Genomic DNA, 21,321 nt, shown 5'->3' with positions numbered 1-21,321 from the left:
TAATCCTGGGCCTGATTATCGATTGTTTTGTGCTGAGCCCTGATTGCGTTTAGACGCATCCGGCACCAGACGATAAAAAGTCTCGCCCGGCTTCGTCATACTGAGTTCGTTACGTGCACGTTCCTCAATCGCCTCTTGTCCGCCATTGAGGTCGTCAATTTCGGCAAAAAGTTGATCGTTTCGCGCTTTAAGTTTTGCGTTTGTTGCCTGCTGTGCCGTGACGTCATCATTGACGCGGCTATAGTCGTGAAGACCATTCTTACCGAACCACAGCGAATACTGAAGCCAGACCAGCAAAGCCAGCAACAGCAGTGTTAATTTACCCATCCAGCCCCCTGAAAAACGGCATCATCATCCCATAACTTTCCGTTCGACTCTACTCTGGGGTTTTAATTATGTCTCAAGTTAGCCCATCAGCCATAAAAACAGCAGGCCGAAAATGATAACCACGGTCGCGATGGTAATGATAGTGCTATAGAAAAGCCGCCCGTTGAGCAGCGAGTGCAGCGCAATGCCAACCACCACGGCGACGGGCATCAGTGCAAGGAAGAAAGGCCAGGTGTAGAGGAAGAAAAACAGCGTATTGCGGCCATAGATCAGGAACGGGATGCCGAGCGCCAGCAACCACGAGACGAAGCCCACCACGGCCCCAGGAAGTGACCAGGTCGTCTCGTCATCAGTCGATACGGTTTCCGACCCGGTGATAATGTAATTCTCACTGTTACGCATAGCAGTTCCTGTGACCATGACACATCTTACGGGCAGCGAGCTATCCGTTCGATACCGTCTCAGGATCTGATAATATCGTCCCGTCTGAGCAGGTCTAATAATTGGCTTACTAAATTTGTTACCAATTGTTGACCTTCCAGGTGAATCTCTGGCGATTCAGGAGCTTCGTAAACAGAGTCAATGCCAGTGAAATTGCGCAGTTCGCCCGCACGCGCCTTTTTATACAGCCCTTTTGGATCGCGTGCTTCACACACCGCCAACGGCGTATCGACAAACACTTCGATAAACCGCGCATTCCCGACACGTTCGCGCACCATTTGCCGTTCGGCGCGATGCGGTGAAATAAACGCGGTTAACACCACTAAACCCGCATCGGCCATCAGGCTCGCCACTTCACCTACGCGGCGAATGTTCTCTTTGCGATCGTCGTCGCTAAAGCCCAAATCGCTGCACAGGCCGTGGCGCACGTTGTCGCCATCGAGCAAATAAGTGCTTACACCCTGTTGATGCAAGGCCTCTTCCAGCGCCCCGGCAACGGTGGATTTACCGGAGCCAGAAAGCCCGGTAAACCACAGCACAACCCCACGGTGTCCGTGAAGTTGCTCGCGCGCGCTGACCGTAACCGGATGAGGATGCCAGACGACGTTCTCATCATGGGCGGCCATTATTTGCCTCCCAGCAAATCGCGTGCGCCCCAGTGCGGGAAGTGTTTGCGCACCAGCGCGTTCAGTTCAAGCTCAAAGGCGCTGAATTCAGACGGTGCAGCGGTCGCCTGCTCGTGTGGCTCGCGCACCATACCCGCACCAACGGTGACGTTGGTCAGACGGTCGATGAAGATCAGCCCACCCGTTACCGGATTTTGCTGATATTTGTCGAGCACCAGCGGCTCATCAAAGGTGAGATCCACCAGCCCGATGCCGTTCAGCGGCAGTTCAGAGACCTGATGCTGGGCCAGATTGTTGATATCCACCTGATACTGAATGCCATCCACACGCGCCCGGGTTTTCTTGCCCGCGATTTTGATGTCGTAACTTTGTCCCGCCGTCAACGGCTGTTCCGCCATCCACACCACATCCAGCGACGCGCTTTGTACGGCTGGCACATTCTCTTGCGCATTAAGCAGTAAATCACCGCGACTGATGTCGATTTCATCTTTCAATACCAGCGTCACCGCTTCGCCTGCACCCGCTTGAGGCAAATCACCGTCGAAGGTCACTATACGGGCGATGGTCGATTCCACGCCGGATGGCAGCGCCTTCACGCGCTGGCCAACCGTTACCACGCCGGAGGCAATGGTCCCGGAGAAACCGCGGAAATCGAGGTTCGGGCGGTTAACATACTGCACCGGGAAACGCATCGGCTGGTTTTCCACGGGGCGCTGAATTTCAACGGTTTCCAGCACTTCAAGTAGCGTCGGGCCGCTGTACCACGGCATGTTTGCACTCTGAGAAGCGACGTTGTCGCCTTCCAGCGCGGAGAGCGGCACGAAGCGGATATCCAGATTGCCCGGCAGTTGATCGGCAAAAGTCAGATAGCTCTCGCGGATCTCGTTGAATTTCTCTTCGCTGAAGTTCACCAGATCCATTTTATTGACTGCCACCACCAGGTGTTTGATGCCCAGCAGCGTGGAAATAAAGCTGTGGCGACGAGTCTGATCCAGCACGCCTTTGCGCGCATCCATCAGCAAGATCGCCAGCTCGCAGGTCGACGCACCGGTCGCCATATTACGAGTGTACTGTTCATGCCCCGGCGTATCGGCAATGATGAATTTGCGCTTCTCGGTGGAGAAATAGCGATACGCCACGTCGATGGTAATGCCCTGCTCGCGCTCGGCCTGTAAGCCGTCCACCAGCAGCGCCAGATCGAGTTTCTCACCCTGGGTGCCGTGACGCTTGCTGTCGTTGTGCAAAGAGGAGAGCTGATCTTCGTAAATTTGGCGCGTGTCGTGCAGCAGGCGGCCAATCAGGGTGCTTTTCCCGTCATCAACGCTGCCGCAGGTCAGAAAGCGCAGCAGGCTTTTGTGCTGCTGGGCGTGCAGGTAAGCTTCCACGCCGCCTTCATCTGCAATTTGTTGTGCAATTGTGTTGTTCATGGCGGCTCCTTAGAAATAACCCTGACGTTTCTTCAGCTCCATTGAGCCTGCCTGGTCGCGGTCAATCATGCGCCCCTGCCGCTCACTGGTGGTGGAGACCAGCATCTCTTCGATGATCTCCGGCAGCGTCTGCGCGTTTGACTCGACGGCGCCGGTCAGCGGCCAGCAGCCTAACGTACGGAAGCGCACCATCTGTTTTTTGATAACCTCGCCCGGCTGCAAATCGATACGATCGTCGTCGATCATCATCAGCATACCGTCGCGCTCCAGCACCGGGCGCTCAGCCGCCAGATACAGCGGAACGATTTCGATATTTTCCAGATAGATGTACTGCCAGATATCCAGCTCGGTCCAGTTGGAGAGCGGGAAGACACGGATACTTTCGCCTTTGTTAATCTGGCCGTTGTAGTTGTGCCACAGCTCAGGGCGCTGGTTTTTCGGGTCCCAGCGGTGAAAGCGATCGCGGAAAGAGTAGATACGTTCTTTGGCGCGAGATTTTTCTTCGTCACGACGCGCGCCACCGAAGGCCGCATCAAAACCGTATTTGTTCAGCGCCTGCTTCAGCCCTTCGGTTTTCATGATGTCCGTGTGCTTGGCGCTGCCGTGGACGAACGGGTTGATGCCCATCGCCACGCCTTCCGGGTTTTTGTGCACCAGCAGTTCACAGCAGTAGGCTTTGGCCGTGCGGTCGCGAAACTCGTACATCTCACGAAATTTCCAGCCGGTGTCAACGTGCAGCAACGGAAACGGCAGGGTACCCGGATAAAACGCTTTACGCGCCAGATGCAGCATGACGCTGGAATCTTTCCCGATGGAATACATCATCACCGGGTTCGAAAATTCGGCAGCCACCTCGCGGATAATATGGATGCTTTCTGCTTCAAGTTGCCGCAGGTGGGTAAGTCGTTTTTGGTCCATAACCGTTCCTTAAGCCAGAAGAACCATCGCTCTCTGAGTTAGTTTTAAGCGTCTCTGATAGGGGGACTATAGGGGGCGGCTTAGAGTGAATGAAATTACGAATTGGAATGAGTAGTTACTCAATGGAATAACGCCTCAAGAAAGCTAATATCAAAAAGTGCTTAACGCGCGAAATATCGGGCATTTAAGAGCAAATGAAATTGTGTAAGCGCGGTCACAGTTTCATACTAGGCGCGTTAAAATTTTGTTCTATTTTTTAAGGACTCACTATGTTTTGCGCAATGCGCCACCGTATCGCTGCCCTGGCGTTCGGCGTTTGCTGTATCCTCCCGGCTCAGGCAACCTCTCACCCGTTGGGTGACATCGCATCAACTCAGGCGCGCCATATTGCCACACTGTTTCCAGGACGAATGACCGGTACGCCCGCAGAAATGCTCTCCGCCGATTATCTGCGCCAGCAGTTTGCGGATATGGGCTACCAGAGCGATATTCGTGCTTTTCACAGCCGCTACATTTATACCTCGCGCAATAAAAGTAAAAACTGGCACAACGTAACGGGCAGTACGGTTATTGCGGCGCACGAAGGTAAATCAGCACAGCAGATTATTATCATGGCGCATCTCGATACCTTCGCACCGATGAGCGATGCGGATACCGACAATAATCTTGGCGGTTTAACGCTTCAGGGTATTGATGACAATGCGGCAGGTCTCGGTGTGATGCTGGAACTGGCAGAGCGCATGAAGGATATCCCAACGAAATACGGTATTCGTTTTGTGGCCACCAGCGGCGAAGAAGAAGGCATGCTCGGCGCGGAAAATCTGCTTAATCGCATGAGCGCGGCGGAAAAGAAAAATACCCTGCTGGTGATTAACCTCGATAACCTGATCGTCGGCGATAAACTCTATTTCAACAGCGGCAAATCCACGCCTAACTCGGTGCGCAAACTGACGCGCGACCGTGCGCTGGCCATTGCACGCAGCCACGGTATTCTGGCGGCAATCAATCCAGGTCGTAATCCCGACTATCCGAAAGGCACCGGCTGCTGTAGCGATGGCGAAGTGTTTGATAAGGCGGGTATCCCGGTGCTGTTCGTTGAAGCCACGAACTGGAACTTAGGCGACAAAAACGGCTACCAGCAGCGTGCCAAATCGAAAGCCTTCCCGGATGGCACCAGCTGGCACGATGTCAGGCTGGATAACCAGCAGCATATCGATCTCGCGTTGCCGCAGCGTATTGAGCACCGCAGCCGTGACGTAGTGAAAGTGATGCTACCGCTGGTGAAGGAACTGGCGAAAGCGGAGAAAGCCTGAGATTGGGTGCATGAGGGTAAACCCTTACAGCGCAATACGCGGGGTCACCCCCGCGTTGTCGCTACTTCTTCGGTTCGCAAGCAAGAACAGCCTTGAACTCCATACCACGTTCTCTGATATTCAACTCACAGAGTGAGTCGCGAACCATTAACGTAAATCCTAATGCCGTAATACACAGCACGATGATTGCCACCAGGGCATATTTAGTCAGCATGTATTGCCTCCCTGCAAGGAAGAGGCTAACATCGAACTGTCTGGGTTCAACGTCGGCCTCGGGTTGATAGAAATATCTCCTGGGGCTTTCGTCTATCTGGAACCTTGAAAATGCTCAAAGCCAGTTAGCCTCAAGCACCCGTCGCCATATTACGTATCACGCCTTTTCTGCCCAAATTGTTGTGCCAGATGCAGAAGCCGCCTCGCAATAAAAATGCCCCCGCTCATAACAACCGGAGGCAGTAGACAGATCCCGCTAAACGATGAAGTCTATCCTTCGTGCAACCCACACTCGCGCTTAAGCCCAAAGAAACGCGTCTCTTCTTCCGCCATGCCCGGCTCCCATTTGCGGGTGGTATGGGTGTCCCCCACCGACAAATAGCCCTGATCCCACAGCGGATGGTATTTCAGCCCATGCTGTTGCAGATACTGATAAACCGTTCGGTTGTCCCAGTCGATAATCGGCAAGACTTTAAATACCCCGCGCTGGATACCTAATACCGGCAGACTGGCACGGCTGCCAGACTGTTCGCGCCTGAGGCCAGCAAACCAGGTTTTGGCGTTCAGCTCACTCAGCGCCCGGTTCATCGGTTCGACTTTGTTGATCTCATTGTATTTCTCAATACCCTCGACGCCCTGCTCCCACAGCTTGCCGTAGCGGGCTTCTTGCCACGCCGCGCTTTGCTCTGCGCGATAGACCTTGAGGTTCAGCTTGAGTTTGTCCGTCAGCTCATCGATGAACTGGTAGGTTTCCGGGAACAGGTAGCCGGTATCCGTGAGGATCACCGGAATGTCCGGGCGGACCTGATTCACCAGATGCAGGCTCACCGCCGCCTGAATGCCAAAGCTCGACGAGAGCACATAGTCGCCCGGCAGGTTTTCCAGCGCCCACGCGACGCGGCCCTGCGCATCGAGTTTCTCTAGCTGGGCGTTGGTTTCTGCCAGAGCGAGAATGCGTTCGACTTTAGGCAGATCGTTTAGGGCGTTTAGATCGAGTCTGGACATAAGTTCCTCGTTAGCCTGTTTTGCCGGGTGGCGGCTGCGCCTTACCCGGCCTACAAAATTTGCGGTACTTTGTAGGCCCGGTGAGCGTTAGCGCCACCGGGCGATAAGAACTACTCCCAGAAATCTCGCGCCGGGTCGAGTACCGGGCGGATGATGCCCGCGCGTACCGTAAAGTCGCCAAAGCCTTCACCCGCTTCACGTTCTTTCGCCCAGCGCCCGACCAGTTCGTCGAGGGAATCAAGAATTTCCGGCTCGGTAATGTTTTCACGGTACATGCGCGGAATGCGCGTCCCGCTGCGGTTTCCACCGAGATGGACGTTGTAGCGGCCCGGCGCTTTACCGACCAGCCCCAGCTCCGCCAGCAGCGCGCGGCCACAGCCGTTCGGGCAGCCGGTCACGCGCATCACGATGTGTTCGTCGCCAACTCCGTGTTTCTCCAGCACCGCTTCCACTTTATCGGTGAACGACGGCAGGAAACGCTCAGCCTCCGCCATCGCCAGCGGACAGGTCGGGAAGGAGACGCAAGCCATCGAGTTTTCGCGCTGCGGTTTGACCGCATCCATCAGCGTATGCTCACGCGCCAGCTTTTCGATCTTCGCTTTCTGGCTGTCCGGCACACCCGCAATAATCAGATTCTGGTTCGCCGTGATGCGGAACTCACCTTTATGAATCTTAGCAATTTCCAGCAGACCGGTTTTCAGCGGACGGCCTGGATAATCCAGAATACGACCGTTCTCGATAAACAGCGTCAGGTGCCATTTATTGTCGATCCCTTTCACCCAGCCGATGCGATCGCCGCGACCGGTGAATTCGTACGGGCGGATCGGCGCAAATTTAATACCTGCACGACGTTCCACTTCTTCTTTGAACGTCTCAACGCCGACGCGCTCAAGGGTATATTTGGTCTTCGCATTTTTACGATCGGTACGATTCCCCCAGTCGCGCTGCGTCGTCACTACCGCTTCGGCCACCGCCAGCGTGTGCTCCAGCGGGATGTAACCAAACTCGCTCGCGGTACGGGCGTAGGTTTTTTTGTTGCCGTGTTCAATCGACAGACCGCCGCCCACCAGCAGGTTAAAGCCTACCAGCTTGCCGTTCTCGGCAATCGCCACAAAGTTCATGTCGTTGGCATGGAGATCGATATCATTCTGCGGCGGGATCACCACCGTAGTTTTGAACTTACGCGGCAGATAGGTCTGACCGAGGATCGGCTCCTCGTCCGTGGTCGCAACCTTTTCCTGATCGAGCCAAATTTCTGCATAGGCGCGGGTGCGCGGCAGCAGATGTTCGGAAATCTTTTTCGCCCATTCGTAGGCTTCAGCGTGCAATTCAGACTCGAACGGGTTCGAGGTGCAGAGCACGTTACGGTTCATGTCATTGGCGGTCGCCAGCGCGTCCAGCCCGACGGAGTGCAGCATCTGGTGCACCGGCTTGACGTTCTTCTTCAGAATGCCGTGGAACTGGAAGGTCTGACGGTTGGTCAGACGAATGCTGCCGTAGATCGTATTGTCATGGGCAAACTTATCAATCGCCTGCCACTGTTTAGTGGTAATGACACCACCCGGCAGGCGGCAGCGCAAAAGCATCGCGTGACGCGGCTCGAGCTTTTGCTCAGCGCGTTCGGCGCGAATATCGCGATCGTCCTGTTGGTACATGCCGTGGAAGCGGATCAGCAGGAAGTTATCGCCTTTGAAGCCGCCGGTCAGACCATCATTTAAATCTTCGGCAATGGTGCCGCGCAGGTAGTTGCTCTCTACCTTCATGCGCTCGGCGTCCGTCAGTTTACCTTCGACCACCAGTGGGCCAGGGTGTTTTTCGCTCATTAGTAGACATCTCGCTGATAACGGCGCTCTACGCGCAGCTCACTTAAAAATTCGTCCGCCGTTTCGGCATCCATACCGCCGAATTCGGCAATCACGTCCAGCAAAGCCTGTTCGACGTCTTTCGCCATGCGATTGGCGTCGCCACAGACATAAAGGTGGGCACCGTTATTGATCCACGCCCACAGCTCTGCGCCCTGTTCGCGCAGTTTGTCTTGTACATATATTTTTTGTTTCTGGTCGCGAGACCAGGCCAGATCGATGCGGTTCAGCACGCCCTCTTTGACGTAACGTTGCCACTCCACCTGATAAAGGAAATCTTCCGTAAAGTGCGGATTGCCGAAGAACAGCCAGTTTTTGCCCGGCGCTTCATCCGCCGCGCGCTGCTGCAGGAAGGCGCGGAATGGCGCGATACCGGTACCAGGGCCAATCATAATCACCGGCGTTTCAGGATTAGCAGGCAGGCGGAAGTTGTCGTTGTGCTCAATAAACACCCGCACTTCGCCCTCTTCTTCGACGCGATCTGCGAGGAAGCTCGATGCTCCACCGGCGCGCGCGCGGCCTTCGATATCAAAGCGTACCGCGCCGACGGTGATATGCACTTCGCTCTCGACTTCCGCCTGCGATGAGGCGATGGAGTAGAGACGCGGCGTCAGCGGACGCAGCAGGCCGATAAGTGCTTCGGCATCCAATTGAGCCGGCGCAAAACGCACCATGTCCACAATCGGCGTGGTCGCGGCGTAATGCTGGAGTTTAGCTTTGTCGCCCACCAGCGGCAGCAGGGATTCGCTGCGGGTCAGAGTGGCGTAATTCTCAACGATGTTCGCCGTGTTGACCGTCAGCTCGAAGTGCCACTGCAGCGCCTCGGAAAGCGGCAACGATTTGCCGTCAACGGTGACGGTTTCAGTGCCTTTCAGCCACAGCAGCTCCACCAGTTCTTTCACCAGCTGCGGGTCGTTCTGATACCAGACGCCGAGCGCATCGCCGGGCTGATAGCGTAAACCGGAATCACCGAGATCGATTTCGATGTGGCGAACGTCTTTTTCCGAATCGCGGCCAGTGATTTTCTGGTTCACCGACAGGCTCGCCGTCAGCGGCTGTTCTTTCGTATACGGGCTGGTCAGCACTTCATTGACCACGCCCGAGGCAGTCACCGCGGCCTGCGCGGTGGACTCTGTCGGGACGCGGGCTTTCAGCACCTCAACAATGCGCGCGCGCCATTCAGCGGCGGCTGGCTGATATTCCACGTCCGCATCGACCCTGTCTAGCAGGCGCTCGGCGCCAAGCTCCGCCAGCTTGCTGTCGAAGTCTTTGCCGGACTGGCAGAAGAATTCATAGGACGTATCCCCGAGGCCAAAGACCGCAAACGCGGTGCCATCGAGTTTTGGCGCTTTTTTCGAGAACAGGAATTTATGCAGCGCGACCGCTTCTTCCGCCGGTTCGCCCTCGCCCTGCGTGGAAGCAATCACAATAACCAGTTTTTCTGACGCGATTTGTTTGAATTTATAATCCCCGGCGTTGACCAGGTTCACGTTCAGTTTGGCGGCCAGCAGGTCGTCGCGCAGTGCTTCTGCCACGCGGCGGGCGTTACCCGTTTGCGACGCAGAGATCAGCGTAATCGCCGGGATTTCCACCGCGGCAGGTGCGGTCGTCGCCACAGCCCCAGGCTGTTGATTGAGCATTCCCCAGAAATAGCCGGAGACCCAGGCGAGCTGAGTGGGTGAAAAATCAGTGGTGGCCGCCTGGAGGCGCGCCAGTTGCTCCGGGTTCAGGGGAAGCAAATTCGAAGGTGGGGCCTGTGTTGTCATGCGTTGTTATGTTCCAGTAGCAAAGCGGAATTTATGCAAAAAGACCAAACTAGAGATAAGGTTAACGGCGGGGATAATAACAATTAAAGAAGGGATGGAAATAATAAATAACCAAAAGAACTAACCGGTTTTAGTCATGGTTCTTAACATTAAAACCGATAAAGCAACCTACTGAATTAAAACACATTAACCCATATTTTTTGTGGCGAATCATCACTGCGCTGGCAAGGGCCGTTTTAGTTAATGCTAAAAAAGGGTCTTTCCGGTACTATTCGGCGGTTTTTTCCGCATTCGCATTACTGAGAGTTAATGATGTCCACCACCCTGTTTAAAGATTTTATGTTCGAAGCTGCCCACCACCTGCCGCATGTCCCGGAAGGCCATAAATGCGGTCGTCTGCACGGTCACTCCTTTATGGTGCGTCTTGAAATTACCGGTGAAGTCGATCCGCACACGGGCTGGATTATGGACTTCTCCGAGCTGAAAGCCGCTTTCAAGCCGACCTATAACAGGCTTGATCACTACTATCTGAATGATATTCCAGGTCTTGAAAACCCAACCAGCGAAGTGCTGGCAAAATGGATTTGGGATCAAATGAAGCCGCTGGTTCCGCTGCTGAGCGCAGTGACCATCAAAGAAACCTGCACGGCAGGCTGCGTTTATCGCGGCGAGTGATGTTTGCCTTTGAGGCAGCGGTCAAACTCCCTTTAATTTCGCTATGTTAGGGTTGTGCGTTCTCAGGAAAAGGAGCGCAAGGTGGCGGACGATTTTGACCTTATTATTATTGGTGCAGGGATAGCAGGTTCGACCTGCGCTCTGCTCAGTGCCCGCGCCGGATTGTCCGTTCTGCTCATCGAGCGCGGCGAACAGCCCGGCAGCAAAAATCTCTCTGGCGGCAGGCTTTACGGCTACGCTCTCGCCGATATTCTTCCCGACTTTCACACCCGCGCGCCCCTTGAGCGTCGCATTACCCGCGAACATTTCTCCCTGTTAACCGCTGACGGTGCGACAAGCCTGTGTGCGCAAAACCCGGCGAGCCCATCGTGGAGCGTATTGCGTGCGCGTTTCGATCCCTGGCTGGCCGCGCAGGCGGAAGCGGCGGGCGCTCAATTGCTGTGTGGCGTTACTGTCGATGCGTTGCACCGCGAACAGGGGCGCATCACCGGGGTGATGTGCGAGGGGGAATTACTGAGAGCCCGCGTCGTGGTGCTGGCGGAAGGGGCAAACACCCTGCTCGCCGAGCAGCAGAATCTGGTTTCTCGCCCGTCGATGGAGCAGATGGCGCTGGGCATCAAAGAGACGCTCGCCCTTGACCCCTCGCGCATTCAGGAACGTTTCCATCTCGAAGAGAACGAAGGCGCGGCCTGGCTGTTCAGCGGGCAAATCTGCGGCACCAAACCCGCCGGGGCGTTTCTGTATACCAATCAGCAGTCGTTGTCGCTGGGGATTGTCGCGCCGCTGGCGTCCCTGCGAAACGGACCGGGTTCCGCCTCCTCCCTGCTGGCAAAACTGAAACACCACCCGACGCTACGCCCGTTGATTCGAGATACCGAAACGCTGGAATATGCCGCCCATCTGGTGCCGGAAGGCGGTCTTAATTCGGTGCCCTTGCAGCGCGCCGGTGAGGGCTGGCTGCTGATCGGTGATGCGCTGCGCACCTGCATCAATACCGGCGTGACGGTCCGGGGCATGGACACCGCGATGCTTAGCGCCCAGGCCGCCGCGCAGGCGCTTATTACCTATTTCCGCCAGCCGAAAAAACCACTGCAAACGCTGTTTGACCGCGAACTGGAACGCAGCATCCTTTGGCAGCAACTTCAACGCTATCACCATGTGCCCGCGCTGCTCCAGCGTGAGAGTTTTTATCATCAGTGGCCAGAGTTCAGCCGCGCCATAATGCGCGATTTAACGCGGGTGGACGCCACGACCAACCTGCCGCTGTGGCGCATCCTGTTAAGTCATACGCGCCGCTTCGGCTTTGCGCGGATGGGCGCTGATATTCTGAGGAGTCTGCGATGTCTGTAAACGAAAGCCTGGCCCGCAATTGCTACCATCCCACCGCGAAAGCACATATTCACCTGCACGACTCACTCGGCGAAGAACAGATTTCACTGCTGATAAAAATTTGTCCTGCCGGATTGTTTACGCAAGACGTCGCTGGCAAGGTAAATGTGCATTTTCAGGGTTGTCTGGAGTGCGGTTGTTGTCGTCTGGTGGCGGGCCCCGACACGCTCGCCGACTGGCATTATCCCCCTTCTGGCGCCGGGCTGACCCTGCGTTTTGGTTAATTTACCTAAGGATCTTTCGTGCCATTAATTCACCTGCTGAGACAAAATCCGGTTATCGCGGCGGTCAAAGACAACGCCAGCCTGCAGCTCGCTATCGACTCCGACTGTCAGTTTATATCGGTGCTTTACGGCAATATCTGCACCATCACCGGGATCGTGCAAAAGATTAAACAGGCCGGGAAGATGGCCTTTATTCATGTCGATTTACTGGAAGGGGCGTCGAATAAAGAAATCGTGATTCAGTTTCTTAAGCTGGTCACTCAGGCCGATGGGATCATCAGTACCAAGCCAAATATGCTGAAAGCCGCTCGCGCCGAGGGTTTTTTCTGCATTCACCGCCTGTTTATTGTCGATTCGATTTCGTTTCATAACATTGATAAACAGGTGGCGCAGTCCAACGCCGACTGCATCGAAATTCTGCCCGGCTGTATGCCGAAAGTGCTGAACTGGGTGACGGAGAAAGTGCGCCAGCCGCTGATTGCGGGCGGCCTGGTGTGCGATGAAGAGGACGCCCGTAATGCGATCGCCGCTGGCGTGCTGGCGCTGTCCACCACCAATACCGATGTCTGGAAGCTGGCGAAAGATCTGAACTAAACCCGGCACTCCAGCAGCGCCTGAAGTACCTCCTGCGCATCGCCCACAACGCCCACATCCGCTGCGGCAAATATTGCCGCTGCCGGATCGCAATTAATCGCAACGATAAACTGACTTTGCGCCACGCCAGCCATGAATGCCGATGCGCCCGATGCCCCGGCAATCAGGCATACCTCAGGCGCAATATTTTGCCCGGAGATCCCCAGCATTCGCTGTTCGTCACAACCTCCGGCCATCACTCTTTGGCGGGTAAATCCCGATTCAGCATGGAATGCAGAGGCTATTTGGGCAAACGCCGGGCTTGTTGCCCCCTGCCCCGTCGCCAGAACAATTCTGGCAGATTGCAATGGATGCGCCGATTTGCTGAGGATCTCAGGCTCCGGTAAACCACCTGATATTACGGCGGGCACTATCGCAGTGACGGGAATATCCGCCGGGAAAACGGCATTCAAACGTGGAAGATTCGCTGCCAGCGACAGGCAAATCGGGCGACGATCAGGCCGCAGCGTGGCGGTGAGCGCATTGCCATACACGGCTTTGGTGGCGGTGTGCGTCTCGTTGTCCCAGGCCTGAACCTGACAAATGGCGCTGCCCCCCAGCCGCCACGCCAGCCGGGTAGCCAGTTCGTCGCCTGCCGTAGAGGGCGGAAAGAGCATCATGTCCGGCGAATCGGTGATAAAAGCCGATTCCAGCGAGGGCAGTAGAGACTCTGCCCTTTCCTCTTTTGCACGCCAGCAACGCTGCGGGTAAAGCCCATGCGCGGCGAGAAAATCCGCCATCGGGCCTTCGTCTTCGGGTTTAAGTATCACTATCGCGATGTTCATGGCTGCATCCTTTGCGCCAGGTAGTCATTCCAGAGACGCTGCGCCGCCTGTTTTGCAGGCTCGTTGATGATAATGCCGCTGCGACGAGCGATGTGGCGCTCCAGTCTAAGGCAAGAAATGGATGAAACCGCTGCGTCGCATTGCCGCTGTTCAATATCTGCTTTCGCCGCCGCCAGCCGCGCACGCATGCCAGGCACCCGCAGCGCCATCTGCCCGCGATTACTTACCCGCAACACCGCGGGCCTATCGATATGCCAAAGGCTGCGCTGGTGCTGATCTTCACACTCCACCGTAAAGCCATCGCCGTCCACGCGCAGTCCACGCACCGATGACAAACACGGCCAGCCGAGCATTTCCGCCAGCAGCCACGCCGTTTGCCCGTTCTGTCCTTCGCTGCTTTGACTGCCGAGCAGTACCAGCTGCGCAGTGTTTTCCCTCGCCTGTGTCGCCAGCTGTTCAGCCACAAACGTAGACGAGAAACGCAGATCGTCCGGACTTAAGAGCAGCGTCTGGCGGGAAAATCCCAACGCCGCCAGATTGCGTAAGCCAGGCAGCGCACGCTCATCGCCTATTGTGACTGCACTCAATTCCAGAGCGGGATTCGTTTCACGTGCGAGCAGCATTAGCTCCGCTGCACCCTGCTCGTCATTGCCCATGACCGCGCGCATCAACGTGCGACCCGGGCCAGTTCCGCTGCGGGCTGATGCCTGCCAGTCGGTCTCCGACAGCATCGACAGATCCGGTTCAGCTTTAAACGCCAACAGAATGTTCATTGATTTTTCCCGGCGGCTTTGGCGGAAGATCGGCCGCCTCCACCAGCGATAGATTTTTCGTTTCCGGTGCCCACAGCAGCGACACCAACAGCCCCACCAGCAGGACCACCACCAACATCAGCAGCGTGTGACGCATTCCCCAGGAGAGCAGCGCCATCGGCAACAGCCCAGTGGCAATTGCCGCCCCCAGACGGCTCATGGCAGTGGCAAAACCCACGCCCAGCGAGCGGATATCGGTCGGGAAACTTTCGGCGGGCAAAATCCCCACCAGATTGCTCGCCGCCGAAATCGCCGTGCTAAACAGCACGAACAACAGCAAAATCTGGGTGCTATTGCTGGCAGGCGTGAAGGCCAGCGCCGTCAGCGTCAGCGCCAACAGCAGAAAACTGCCAATCAAAAACTGGCGTCGGGAAAGCATCCAGGTGAGTACCAGCCCGAGCAGTGCGCCGACAATCAGCAGGCCGTTGAGGATCAGGCTCGCTGTGAGCGCATCTTCCAGGCCGATTGTCCCGGCGATGGTTGGCAGCCAGGTATAAATAACGAACCACGGCACCACCAGGCAGATAAAAAACAGGCTGTTAAACGCGGTTCTCCGCCAGTAGCGGGCGGAGAACAGGGTGCTGATATGACGAGTCGTGACCCCGGCGATTTCGTCGCCCGGCAAAACATTCGCGCCCAGGAAACGCCGCACTACCGCGTGCGCTTCGCCGATCCGCCCCTGGCGCATCAGCCAGCGGGGAGATTCCGGCGTCCCCATCCGTAGCAGCGTGATCGCCAGCGCCGGTACGGCAGTGGACGCCAGCAGCCAGCGCCAGGCTTCGGGCTCGCTGTTGATCCACAAATGCCCCGCCACGCTCGCCAGCACGTAGCCGATGGTCCAGACCACGCTGAACGCGCCCAGCAGCATGCCGCGATAGCGTTTCGGAGAAAATTCCGCCAGCAGCGTGTGGCCCACGGAGTAGTCCCCGCCGAGGCCAAAGCCAATCAGCACGCGCAGAAAAATCAGCTGCTCCGGCGAGGTGACAAAGAACTGGAGAAAAGAGGCCAGCGTGATCAGCAAAAAGCTGAAGGTAAAAATACGCTGGCGTCCTGTGTGATCGGAGATCCAGCCCAGAATCAGGCTACCAAGAAACAGGCCAAACAGTGCCGAGCCGCCGATCAAGCCTTCCTGCATGGCGGTGAGATTCATCTGCGACTGGAGCGGAATAATGGCGTAGCCAATGACGCCGAGCACATAACCGTCGGTCAGGTGCGCACCAAAGGTGAGTCCGGCAATACGCCAGTGAAAGCGGGTTAGCGGCAGATCGTCCATTCGTACGGGTGACGCGCTCATGGCTCCCCCTTGAGGAAAAAGGACGGCTTCCCCGAAGAGAAGCCGCAGCAAGTTCTACTTTTCAATCGGATAGATCGTACCCGTGTTCATGATGCCGTTCGGATCAAACTGTTTTTTCAGCCCTTCGAGCAACGCCCATGCGCTGCCGTGTTCGGCTTTCGCCCAGTGAACGCGGTGCTTACCAATACCGTGGTGATGCACCATCGAACCGCCGAGAGCGATCGTCTCTTCGCAGATGATTTTGTTCAGCGGATTATGGTATTTATCAATTTCGTCTTCCGGTTTGCAGTCCACCACGTTGTAGTCGTAGACGAAGTACATGTTGGTGCCGTTGATGTAGCTGTGGGATGAGTGGCCGCCGAGCATGGTGATGTCATCGACGTGCGGAAATTCAGTACGGATGCGATGAATGACGCGCTCGTAAATCTGGTTGATGCTGCTCCAGTCGCCGGATACTTCAGTGGTGAAGCCCATATTGCCAGTTTTGAGGATCTGCACGCGTTCTGCGGCCACTTTTTCCGGGCCCCAGTTGAGGTTGTTGAACCAGTTTTCGATAAGCTTGCTGTCCACGCGGGTGCATTGCGGGTAGCGCGCCACGATCTCGGCGATGCCTTCACCGGTGGCGCGCGCCATGCGCGGATTGCCTTCGGCCATAAAGATCATCACGCATTTGCCTTCGGCAAAATGGGTGAAGTGCTGTGTGCCGTCTTCGGCGTCGTACAGACGCGCAATCGACGGACGATAGCCTTCGACCATCACTTCGCGCAGGATCTCAAAGCCGGTTTTCATCTCGTCGAGGATGTAGCCGTAGTAGAGATTGTTTTCCGGGGTGAATTTGAAGATTTTCACTGTGACTTCAGTGATGTAGCACAGCGCCCCTTCGTTACCGATGATGATATGGCGAATATCCGGGCCAGCAGCACGGCGCGGCACGTTCTTGATGCGCGTAATGGTGCCGTTCGGCAGCACCGCCTCCAGCCCGACGACCATATCTTCAATCGCGCCGTACAGGGTAGAAAACTGGCCGATACTGCGAGTCGCCACCAGACCGCCCATCTGCGCCAGCGGTTTAGACTGCGGCGAGTGGCCCGTGGTGTAGCCTTTGGCGCGCAAGGCGTTTTCCAGCACTTCCAGCGGCACGCCACACTGGGCCGTCGCCTGCATGTTTTCGATATCAATATCGATGATTTTGTTCATCCCGGAGCCGTCGAGCACCAGAGAATTTTTCACCACCGTTTCCAGTCCGCCTTCCGTCGCGGAAGCCCCGGTGCGCGGAACGCCGTTAATTTTGTACTGATTCATAAACGCCAGCACATCAGAAACCTGCTGGGTGGAGCCGAGTTTAACCACCGCCGCAGGCAGTGGCAGGGTGAACACGCCGTGGATATCGGCAAATTTTCGAAAGCGGTCGACGCTGTTTTTCTTCAGTACGTTTTCATCGGTCACCACGCGCTCGGGGCCAACAATTTCTTTTACCTGTTCAACAATTGCTTCGCGGGATAAAGACATAATAATTCCTTTCTGATTTAACGGTAATAAACAGAAACCACCGAATTAAGCGGAAAATGATTAACGGACTAAATAGCCGCCATCGACAACTAATAAATGACCATTCACATAATCAGACGCCCGACTGGAGAGATAAACCATCGCCCCCATTAAATCTTGAGTATCACCCCAACGATTCGCCGGAATATGATCCAGTACGCGCTGATTGGTTTCTGGATTACTGCGGGTGGCGGTGGTAATTTCCGTGGCGTAATATCCTGGCGCAATCCCGTTTACCTGAATGTTATATTGACCCAATTCATCACAATAGGCTTTGGTGAAACCAGCCAGCGCATGTTTTGTCGCCGAATAGGCAGGTGACCACTGACCACCTAAATAAGAGAACAGCGAACAGATATTAATGATTTTACCGCTCTGCTGTGGAATCATAATTTTGGCCGCTTCATGACTTAATTCAAAAGCTGCCGTCAGGTTGACGCTTATCATTGGGTCCCAGTCGGCGCGGCCAAAATCCAGCACTTTATTCAGCTTACAGATCCCGGCATTGTTAACCAGAATATCGACAGTGCCGAAACGTTCGCAGCAGGCGGCAATAATTTGACGCGGGGCGCCTTCAGCTGTGATGTCCACCTGCATAAAGTCGACTTCCACGCCCTGCTGTTCAATCAGCTCACGCGTTTCGCCGTTGTCTTTGATGAAACTTGGGATAAACAGGTTGGCTCCGGCTTTCGCCAGCGCCATAGCGAACGCCTGGCCCAGGCCGCTGTTGCCGCCGGTTACGATCGCGGTTTTCCCTTTGAGAGAGAAGAAATCCATAGAAAATGCATTAAGCGACTCGATAGACATAATGTGGCTCCACAATCCTTTAGGCAAAAAAAAAGAAAGGCAACTTCCCCCGGTAAGAGGGAAGTCACCTTTCTCATATTCTCTGGTAACTGGGATAATTTGTAGCATAGCGTCCCACACGCGAATGTGATGAAAATCACAGAGATGGATTTCGCTCAAATGAAATAACAAATGGTCAGAAGCGTGATTATTCTCACACTCAAACATAAACGCTCATGATATTTGTAATGGCAATTACTCGAGACCATGAGAAAAGTAATCTGCTCCTCAAAGGGCGGTTTACTTTTCTCTTTTTTTTGTCTTTTTTTAGCCTGATAACATCTACCCTTAACACGAGAGATCGCTATGCAACATTCACCCTGGCGTCGCTGGATAACCCTCGCCATTATTAGTTTTAGCGGTGGCGTGAGCTTTGATTTGGCCTATTTGCGCTATATCTATCAAATCCCAATGGCAAAATTTATGGGATTTAGCAATACCGAAATAGGGTTAATCATGAGTACTTTCGGAATAACCGCAATTATTCTTTATGCGCCAAGCGGGGTTATTGCCGATAAGTTTTCCCATCGCAAAATGATTACTTCAGCGATGATTATTACCGGATTGCTGGGCTTTATTATGGCCACTTACCCACCGCTGTGGGTGATGCTGCTGATTCAGGTGGCCTTTGCCGTCACCACCATTCTGATGCTGTGGTCTGTGTCGATCAAAGCGGCATCAATGCTCGGTGACAGCAGCGAACAAGGCAAGATCATGGGCTGGATGGAAGGGTTGCGCGGCGTGGGCGTGATGTCGCTGGCGGTGTTTACTATGTGGGCGTTTTCACGATTTGAACCCGATGACGCCAACAGTCTGAAAACGGTGATCCTGATCTACAGCGTGGTGTACATTCTTCTCGGGATCTTGTGCTGGTTCTTCGTCACCGACGGAACCCGTCAGAACGGTCCCGGAGTTACCGCCGATAAGAAAGCCTTCCAGCTCAGCGACATTCTTGCCGTACTGCGGATCAGCACCACCTGGTATTGCAGCCTGATTATTTTTGGCGTGTATACGATTTACGCCATCCTCAGCTATTCCACCAACTATCTGACCGAAATGTACGGCATGACGCTGGTTGCCGCGAGCTATATGGGGATCGTCATCAACAAAATCTTCCGCGCGTTCTGCGGCCCACTGGGCGGAATTATCACCACCTATAGCCGGGTGAAATCCCCCACGCGCGTGATTCAGATCCTCTCTGTTGTTAGCGCGTTGACGCTACTGGCGCTACTCGCCACCAACAATCATCCGCAGTCCGTCGCGGTGGGCATCGGCCTTATCTTACTGCTGGCCTTTACCTGTTATGCCTCGCGCGGGCTGTATTTCGCCTGCCCAGGCGAAGCCAGAACGCCAACGTTCATCATGGGGACTACCGTTGGGATCTGCTCGGTGGTCGGCTTTCTGCCGGACGTCTTTGTTTACCCTATCGTCGGCCACTGGCAGGACACGCTGCCTGCCGCTGAGGCCTATCGCAATATGTGGATGATGGGCCTGGGCGCGGTGTGCATGGTTATCCTATTTACTTTCCTGCTGTTTCGAAAAATCAAAGGAGAAGAGCAATGTCAAAGCATTACATCATTGGAATAGATGGCGGGAGTCAGAGCACCAAAGTGGTGATGTACGATCTGAAAGGGAACGTGGTGTGTGAAGGCAAAGGCCTGCTACAGCCGATGCATACGCCCGATGCCGATACGGTTGAGCATCCTGACGACGATCTCTGGACTTCACTGTGCGCGGCCGGGAAAGACTTGATGCGCAAGTTTGGCGGCAAACCAGAGGAGATTGTCGGCATTGGGCTTGGTTCGATCCGCTGCTGCCGCGCCCTGCTCAAATCCGACGGCACGCCCGCTGCGCCGCTGATCAGCTGGCAGGATGCACGCGTGACGCGCCCTTATGAACATACTCAGTCAGATGTGGCATACGTGACATCATTTTCCGGCTATCTGTCACATCGCCTGACGGGTGAACGTAAAGACAACATCGCCAACTACTTTGGTCAGTGGCCAGTCGATTATAAAACCTGGAGCTGGAGCGATGACGCAGCGGTATTTAAGAAATTCAATATCCCGCGCGAAATGCTGTTTGACGTGCAGATGCCGGGCACGATCTTAGGCCATATCACCCCAGAAGCCGCGAAAGCGACCGGATTCCCGAAAGGTCTGCCGGTGGTATGCAGCACCAGCGATAAAGCGGTCGAAGCGCTTGGCGCGGGGCTGCTAGACGACGAAACCGCCGTGATTTCGTTAGGGACCTACATCGCACTGATGATGAATGGCAAAGCGCTGCCAAAAGATCCGCAGGCCTACTGGCCGATTATGTCGTCGATTCCAGAAACCCTGTTGTACGAGGGCTACGGCATTCGCAAAGGGATGTGGACCGTGAGCTGGTTGCGCGACATGCTCGGTGAATCGCTGATTCAGGACGCCAAAAAACAGGGCGTTTCCCCGGAAGATTACCTCAACCAAAAAGCCAGCCACGTGCCGCCGGGCTGCGATGGCCTGATGACCGTGCTGGACTGGCTGACCAACCCGTGGGAACCGTACAAACGTGGGATCATGATTGGCTTTAACGCCACGATGGATTACGCATGGATTTATCGTTCGATTCTGGAAAGCATCGCCCTGACGCTGAAAAACAACTACGACAACATGTGCACTGAAAGACAGCATTTTGCCAAGCGGGTGATCATTACCGGCGGCGGCTCAAACAGCGATCTGTTTATGCAGATTTTCGCGGACGTGTTTAACCTGCCGACGCAGCGCAATGCGATCAACGGCTGCGCCAGCCTCGGTGCGGCGATCAATACAGCTGTGGGCCTCGGGCTTTATTCGTCTTATCAGCAGGCGGTGGATAACATGGTGCGGGTGAAGGATGTGTTTACGCCGGTTGCGGCCCACGCGGTGCGCTATGAGGCGATGAATAAAGGGATCTTCAGGGAGCTCACTCAGCATACCGACCCGATTCTGAAAAAATCGTACGCGGTTTTCCATGGGGATTTAAGCGAGGTGGAGGCGATTCAGAGCTGGTCGAACGCGTAGATTTTTTTGCCGGGTGGGTGCGGTCTGATGCCCTCACCCCTGCCCTCTCCCACTGTACGGTCCGGGGACATGGTAGACAGGTGTTCGGGGACATGGTGAACACTATTTAACATCCTTTACCCATGGTGATCGACTTTTTCTTCAGGTCGATCACCCCCACTTTCGTGCTGTACCACCAC

At 55.2% G+C, this 21,321-nt stretch carries 20 protein-coding genes and 1 pseudogene; 7 read left to right on the top strand and 14 right to left on the bottom strand.

Annotated elements, in window-relative coordinates:
• Positions 1-15 precede the first annotated feature (15 nt).
• From ftsB to cysD, 5 genes are all read right to left on the bottom strand, one after another.
• Complete coding sequence (gene ftsB / locus JBO43_RS13025) at positions 16-327, bottom strand: cell division protein FtsB (protein WP_095283114.1); 312 nt, start codon at positions 325-327, stop codon at positions 16-18.
• A gap of 78 nt (positions 328-405) precedes the next feature.
• Positions 406-729, bottom strand: a complete 324-nt coding sequence (locus tag JBO43_RS13020; protein ID WP_095283116.1) for a DUF3561 family protein — start codon at positions 727-729, stop codon at positions 406-408.
• Between the two features lie 59 nt (positions 730-788).
• On the bottom strand, positions 789-1,394 hold the full coding sequence (gene cysC / locus JBO43_RS13015; protein WP_095283118.1) for an adenylyl-sulfate kinase: 606 nt from the start codon (positions 1,392-1,394) through the stop codon (positions 789-791).
• Positions 1,394-2,821 carry a sulfate adenylyltransferase subunit CysN gene (gene cysN, locus JBO43_RS13010; RefSeq protein WP_103949248.1) on the bottom strand — a complete coding sequence of 476 codons (1,428 nt, stop codon included), beginning with the start codon at positions 2,819-2,821 and terminating at the stop codon, positions 1,394-1,396. The genes cysC and cysN overlap by 1 nt, the downstream gene beginning before the upstream one ends.
• Before the next feature lie 9 nt (positions 2,822-2,830).
• Positions 2,831-3,739, bottom strand: coding sequence for a sulfate adenylyltransferase subunit CysD (gene cysD / locus JBO43_RS13005; protein WP_202674474.1), 909 nt, complete (start codon positions 3,737-3,739; stop codon positions 2,831-2,833).
• Positions 3,740-4,008: 269 nt separating this feature from the next.
• Between cysD and JBO43_RS13000 the strand changes: the two genes are divergently transcribed.
• Positions 4,009-5,052, top strand: a complete 1,044-nt coding sequence (locus JBO43_RS13000) for an aminopeptidase (protein ID WP_202674473.1) — start codon at positions 4,009-4,011, stop codon at positions 5,050-5,052.
• Positions 5,053-5,113: 61 nt separating this feature from the next.
• Here JBO43_RS13000 and JBO43_RS12995 read toward each other — a convergent pair whose 3' ends face one another.
• From JBO43_RS12995 to cysJ, 4 genes are all read right to left on the bottom strand, one after another.
• Positions 5,114-5,266 carry a Hok/Gef family protein gene (locus tag JBO43_RS12995; RefSeq protein ID WP_095283125.1) on the bottom strand — a complete coding sequence of 51 codons (153 nt, stop codon included), beginning with the start codon at positions 5,264-5,266 and terminating at the stop codon, positions 5,114-5,116.
• Between the two features lie 269 nt (positions 5,267-5,535).
• Complete coding sequence (gene cysH, locus JBO43_RS12990) at positions 5,536-6,270, bottom strand: phosphoadenosine phosphosulfate reductase (RefSeq protein WP_103946562.1); 735 nt, start codon at positions 6,268-6,270, stop codon at positions 5,536-5,538.
• A 110-nt stretch (positions 6,271-6,380) separates the two neighbouring features.
• Entirely contained in the window at positions 6,381-8,093 is a 1,713-nt protein-coding gene (cysI, locus tag JBO43_RS12985) for an assimilatory sulfite reductase (NADPH) hemoprotein subunit (RefSeq protein WP_095283129.1), read from the bottom strand.
• Entirely contained in the window at positions 8,093-9,898 is a 1,806-nt protein-coding gene (cysJ, locus tag JBO43_RS12980; protein WP_103949246.1) for an NADPH-dependent assimilatory sulfite reductase flavoprotein subunit, read from the bottom strand. Before cysJ ends, cysI begins: the two co-directional genes overlap by 1 nt.
• Positions 9,899-10,207: 309 nt before the next feature.
• Between cysJ and queD the strand changes: the two genes are divergently transcribed.
• The 4 genes from queD (at position 10,208) to JBO43_RS12960 (ending at position 12,780) form a co-directional block, all read left to right on the top strand.
• Positions 10,208-10,573 (top strand): 6-carboxytetrahydropterin synthase QueD, encoded by a 366-nt coding sequence (queD, locus tag JBO43_RS12975; RefSeq protein WP_095283133.1) that lies wholly within the window; start codon positions 10,208-10,210, stop codon positions 10,571-10,573.
• Positions 10,574-10,654: 81 nt separating this feature from the next.
• Complete coding sequence (locus JBO43_RS12970; RefSeq protein ID WP_202674472.1) at positions 10,655-11,923, top strand: FAD-dependent oxidoreductase; 1,269 nt, start codon at positions 10,655-10,657, stop codon at positions 11,921-11,923.
• Entirely contained in the window at positions 11,914-12,186 is a 273-nt protein-coding gene (locus JBO43_RS12965) for a ferredoxin family protein (protein ID WP_202674471.1), read from the top strand. Before JBO43_RS12970 ends, JBO43_RS12965 begins: the two co-directional genes overlap by 10 nt.
• 18 nt (positions 12,187-12,204) lie before the next feature.
• Positions 12,205-12,780 (top strand): glycerol-3-phosphate responsive antiterminator, encoded by a 576-nt coding sequence (locus JBO43_RS12960; RefSeq protein ID WP_095283136.1) that lies wholly within the window; start codon positions 12,205-12,207, stop codon positions 12,778-12,780.
• On the opposite strand, the gene JBO43_RS12955 is transcribed toward JBO43_RS12960, so the two are convergent.
• The 5 genes and pseudogenes from JBO43_RS12955 to JBO43_RS12935 all read right to left on the bottom strand — a co-directional run bounded on the left by JBO43_RS12955 (position 12,777) and on the right by JBO43_RS12935 (position 18,065).
• On the bottom strand, positions 12,777-13,604 hold the full coding sequence (locus tag JBO43_RS12955; RefSeq protein ID WP_202674470.1) for an FAD-binding protein: 828 nt from the start codon (positions 13,602-13,604) through the stop codon (positions 12,777-12,779). The genes JBO43_RS12960 and JBO43_RS12955 overlap by 4 nt on opposite strands.
• Positions 13,601-14,377 (bottom strand): adenine nucleotide alpha hydrolase family protein, encoded by a 777-nt coding sequence (locus JBO43_RS12950; protein WP_202674469.1) that lies wholly within the window; start codon positions 14,375-14,377, stop codon positions 13,601-13,603. The genes JBO43_RS12955 and JBO43_RS12950 overlap by 4 nt, the downstream gene beginning before the upstream one ends.
• Positions 14,355-15,775, bottom strand: a pseudogene (locus JBO43_RS12945) (MFS transporter). The gene JBO43_RS12950 and the pseudogene JBO43_RS12945 overlap by 23 nt, the downstream one beginning before the upstream one ends.
• On the bottom strand, positions 15,765-17,219 hold the full coding sequence (locus tag JBO43_RS12940; RefSeq protein WP_202674467.1) for an FAD-binding oxidoreductase: 1,455 nt from the start codon (positions 17,217-17,219) through the stop codon (positions 15,765-15,767). Before JBO43_RS12940 ends, JBO43_RS12945 begins: the two are co-directional and overlap by 11 nt.
• A 60-nt stretch (positions 17,220-17,279) precedes the next feature.
• Positions 17,280-18,065 carry an SDR family oxidoreductase gene (locus JBO43_RS12935; RefSeq protein ID WP_095283144.1) on the bottom strand — a complete coding sequence of 262 codons (786 nt, stop codon included), beginning with the start codon at positions 18,063-18,065 and terminating at the stop codon, positions 17,280-17,282.
• A gap of 345 nt (positions 18,066-18,410) precedes the next feature.
• Here JBO43_RS12935 and JBO43_RS12930 point away from each other — a divergent pair, with 345 nt between their 5' ends.
• On the top strand, positions 18,411-19,691 hold the full coding sequence (locus JBO43_RS12930; RefSeq protein ID WP_202674466.1) for an MFS transporter: 1,281 nt from the start codon (positions 18,411-18,413) through the stop codon (positions 19,689-19,691).
• Positions 19,664-21,142 (top strand): FGGY-family carbohydrate kinase, encoded by a 1,479-nt coding sequence (locus JBO43_RS12925; protein WP_202674465.1) that lies wholly within the window; start codon positions 19,664-19,666, stop codon positions 21,140-21,142. The genes JBO43_RS12930 and JBO43_RS12925 overlap by 28 nt, the downstream gene beginning before the upstream one ends.
• Positions 21,143-21,321: the final 179 nt, after the last annotated feature.

Source organism: Lelliottia jeotgali (assembly GCF_016771845.1).
GTDB lineage: Bacteria > Pseudomonadota > Gammaproteobacteria > Enterobacterales > Enterobacteriaceae > Enterobacter > Enterobacter jeotgali.
This window is presented reverse-complemented; position numbering and strand designations above follow the sequence as displayed.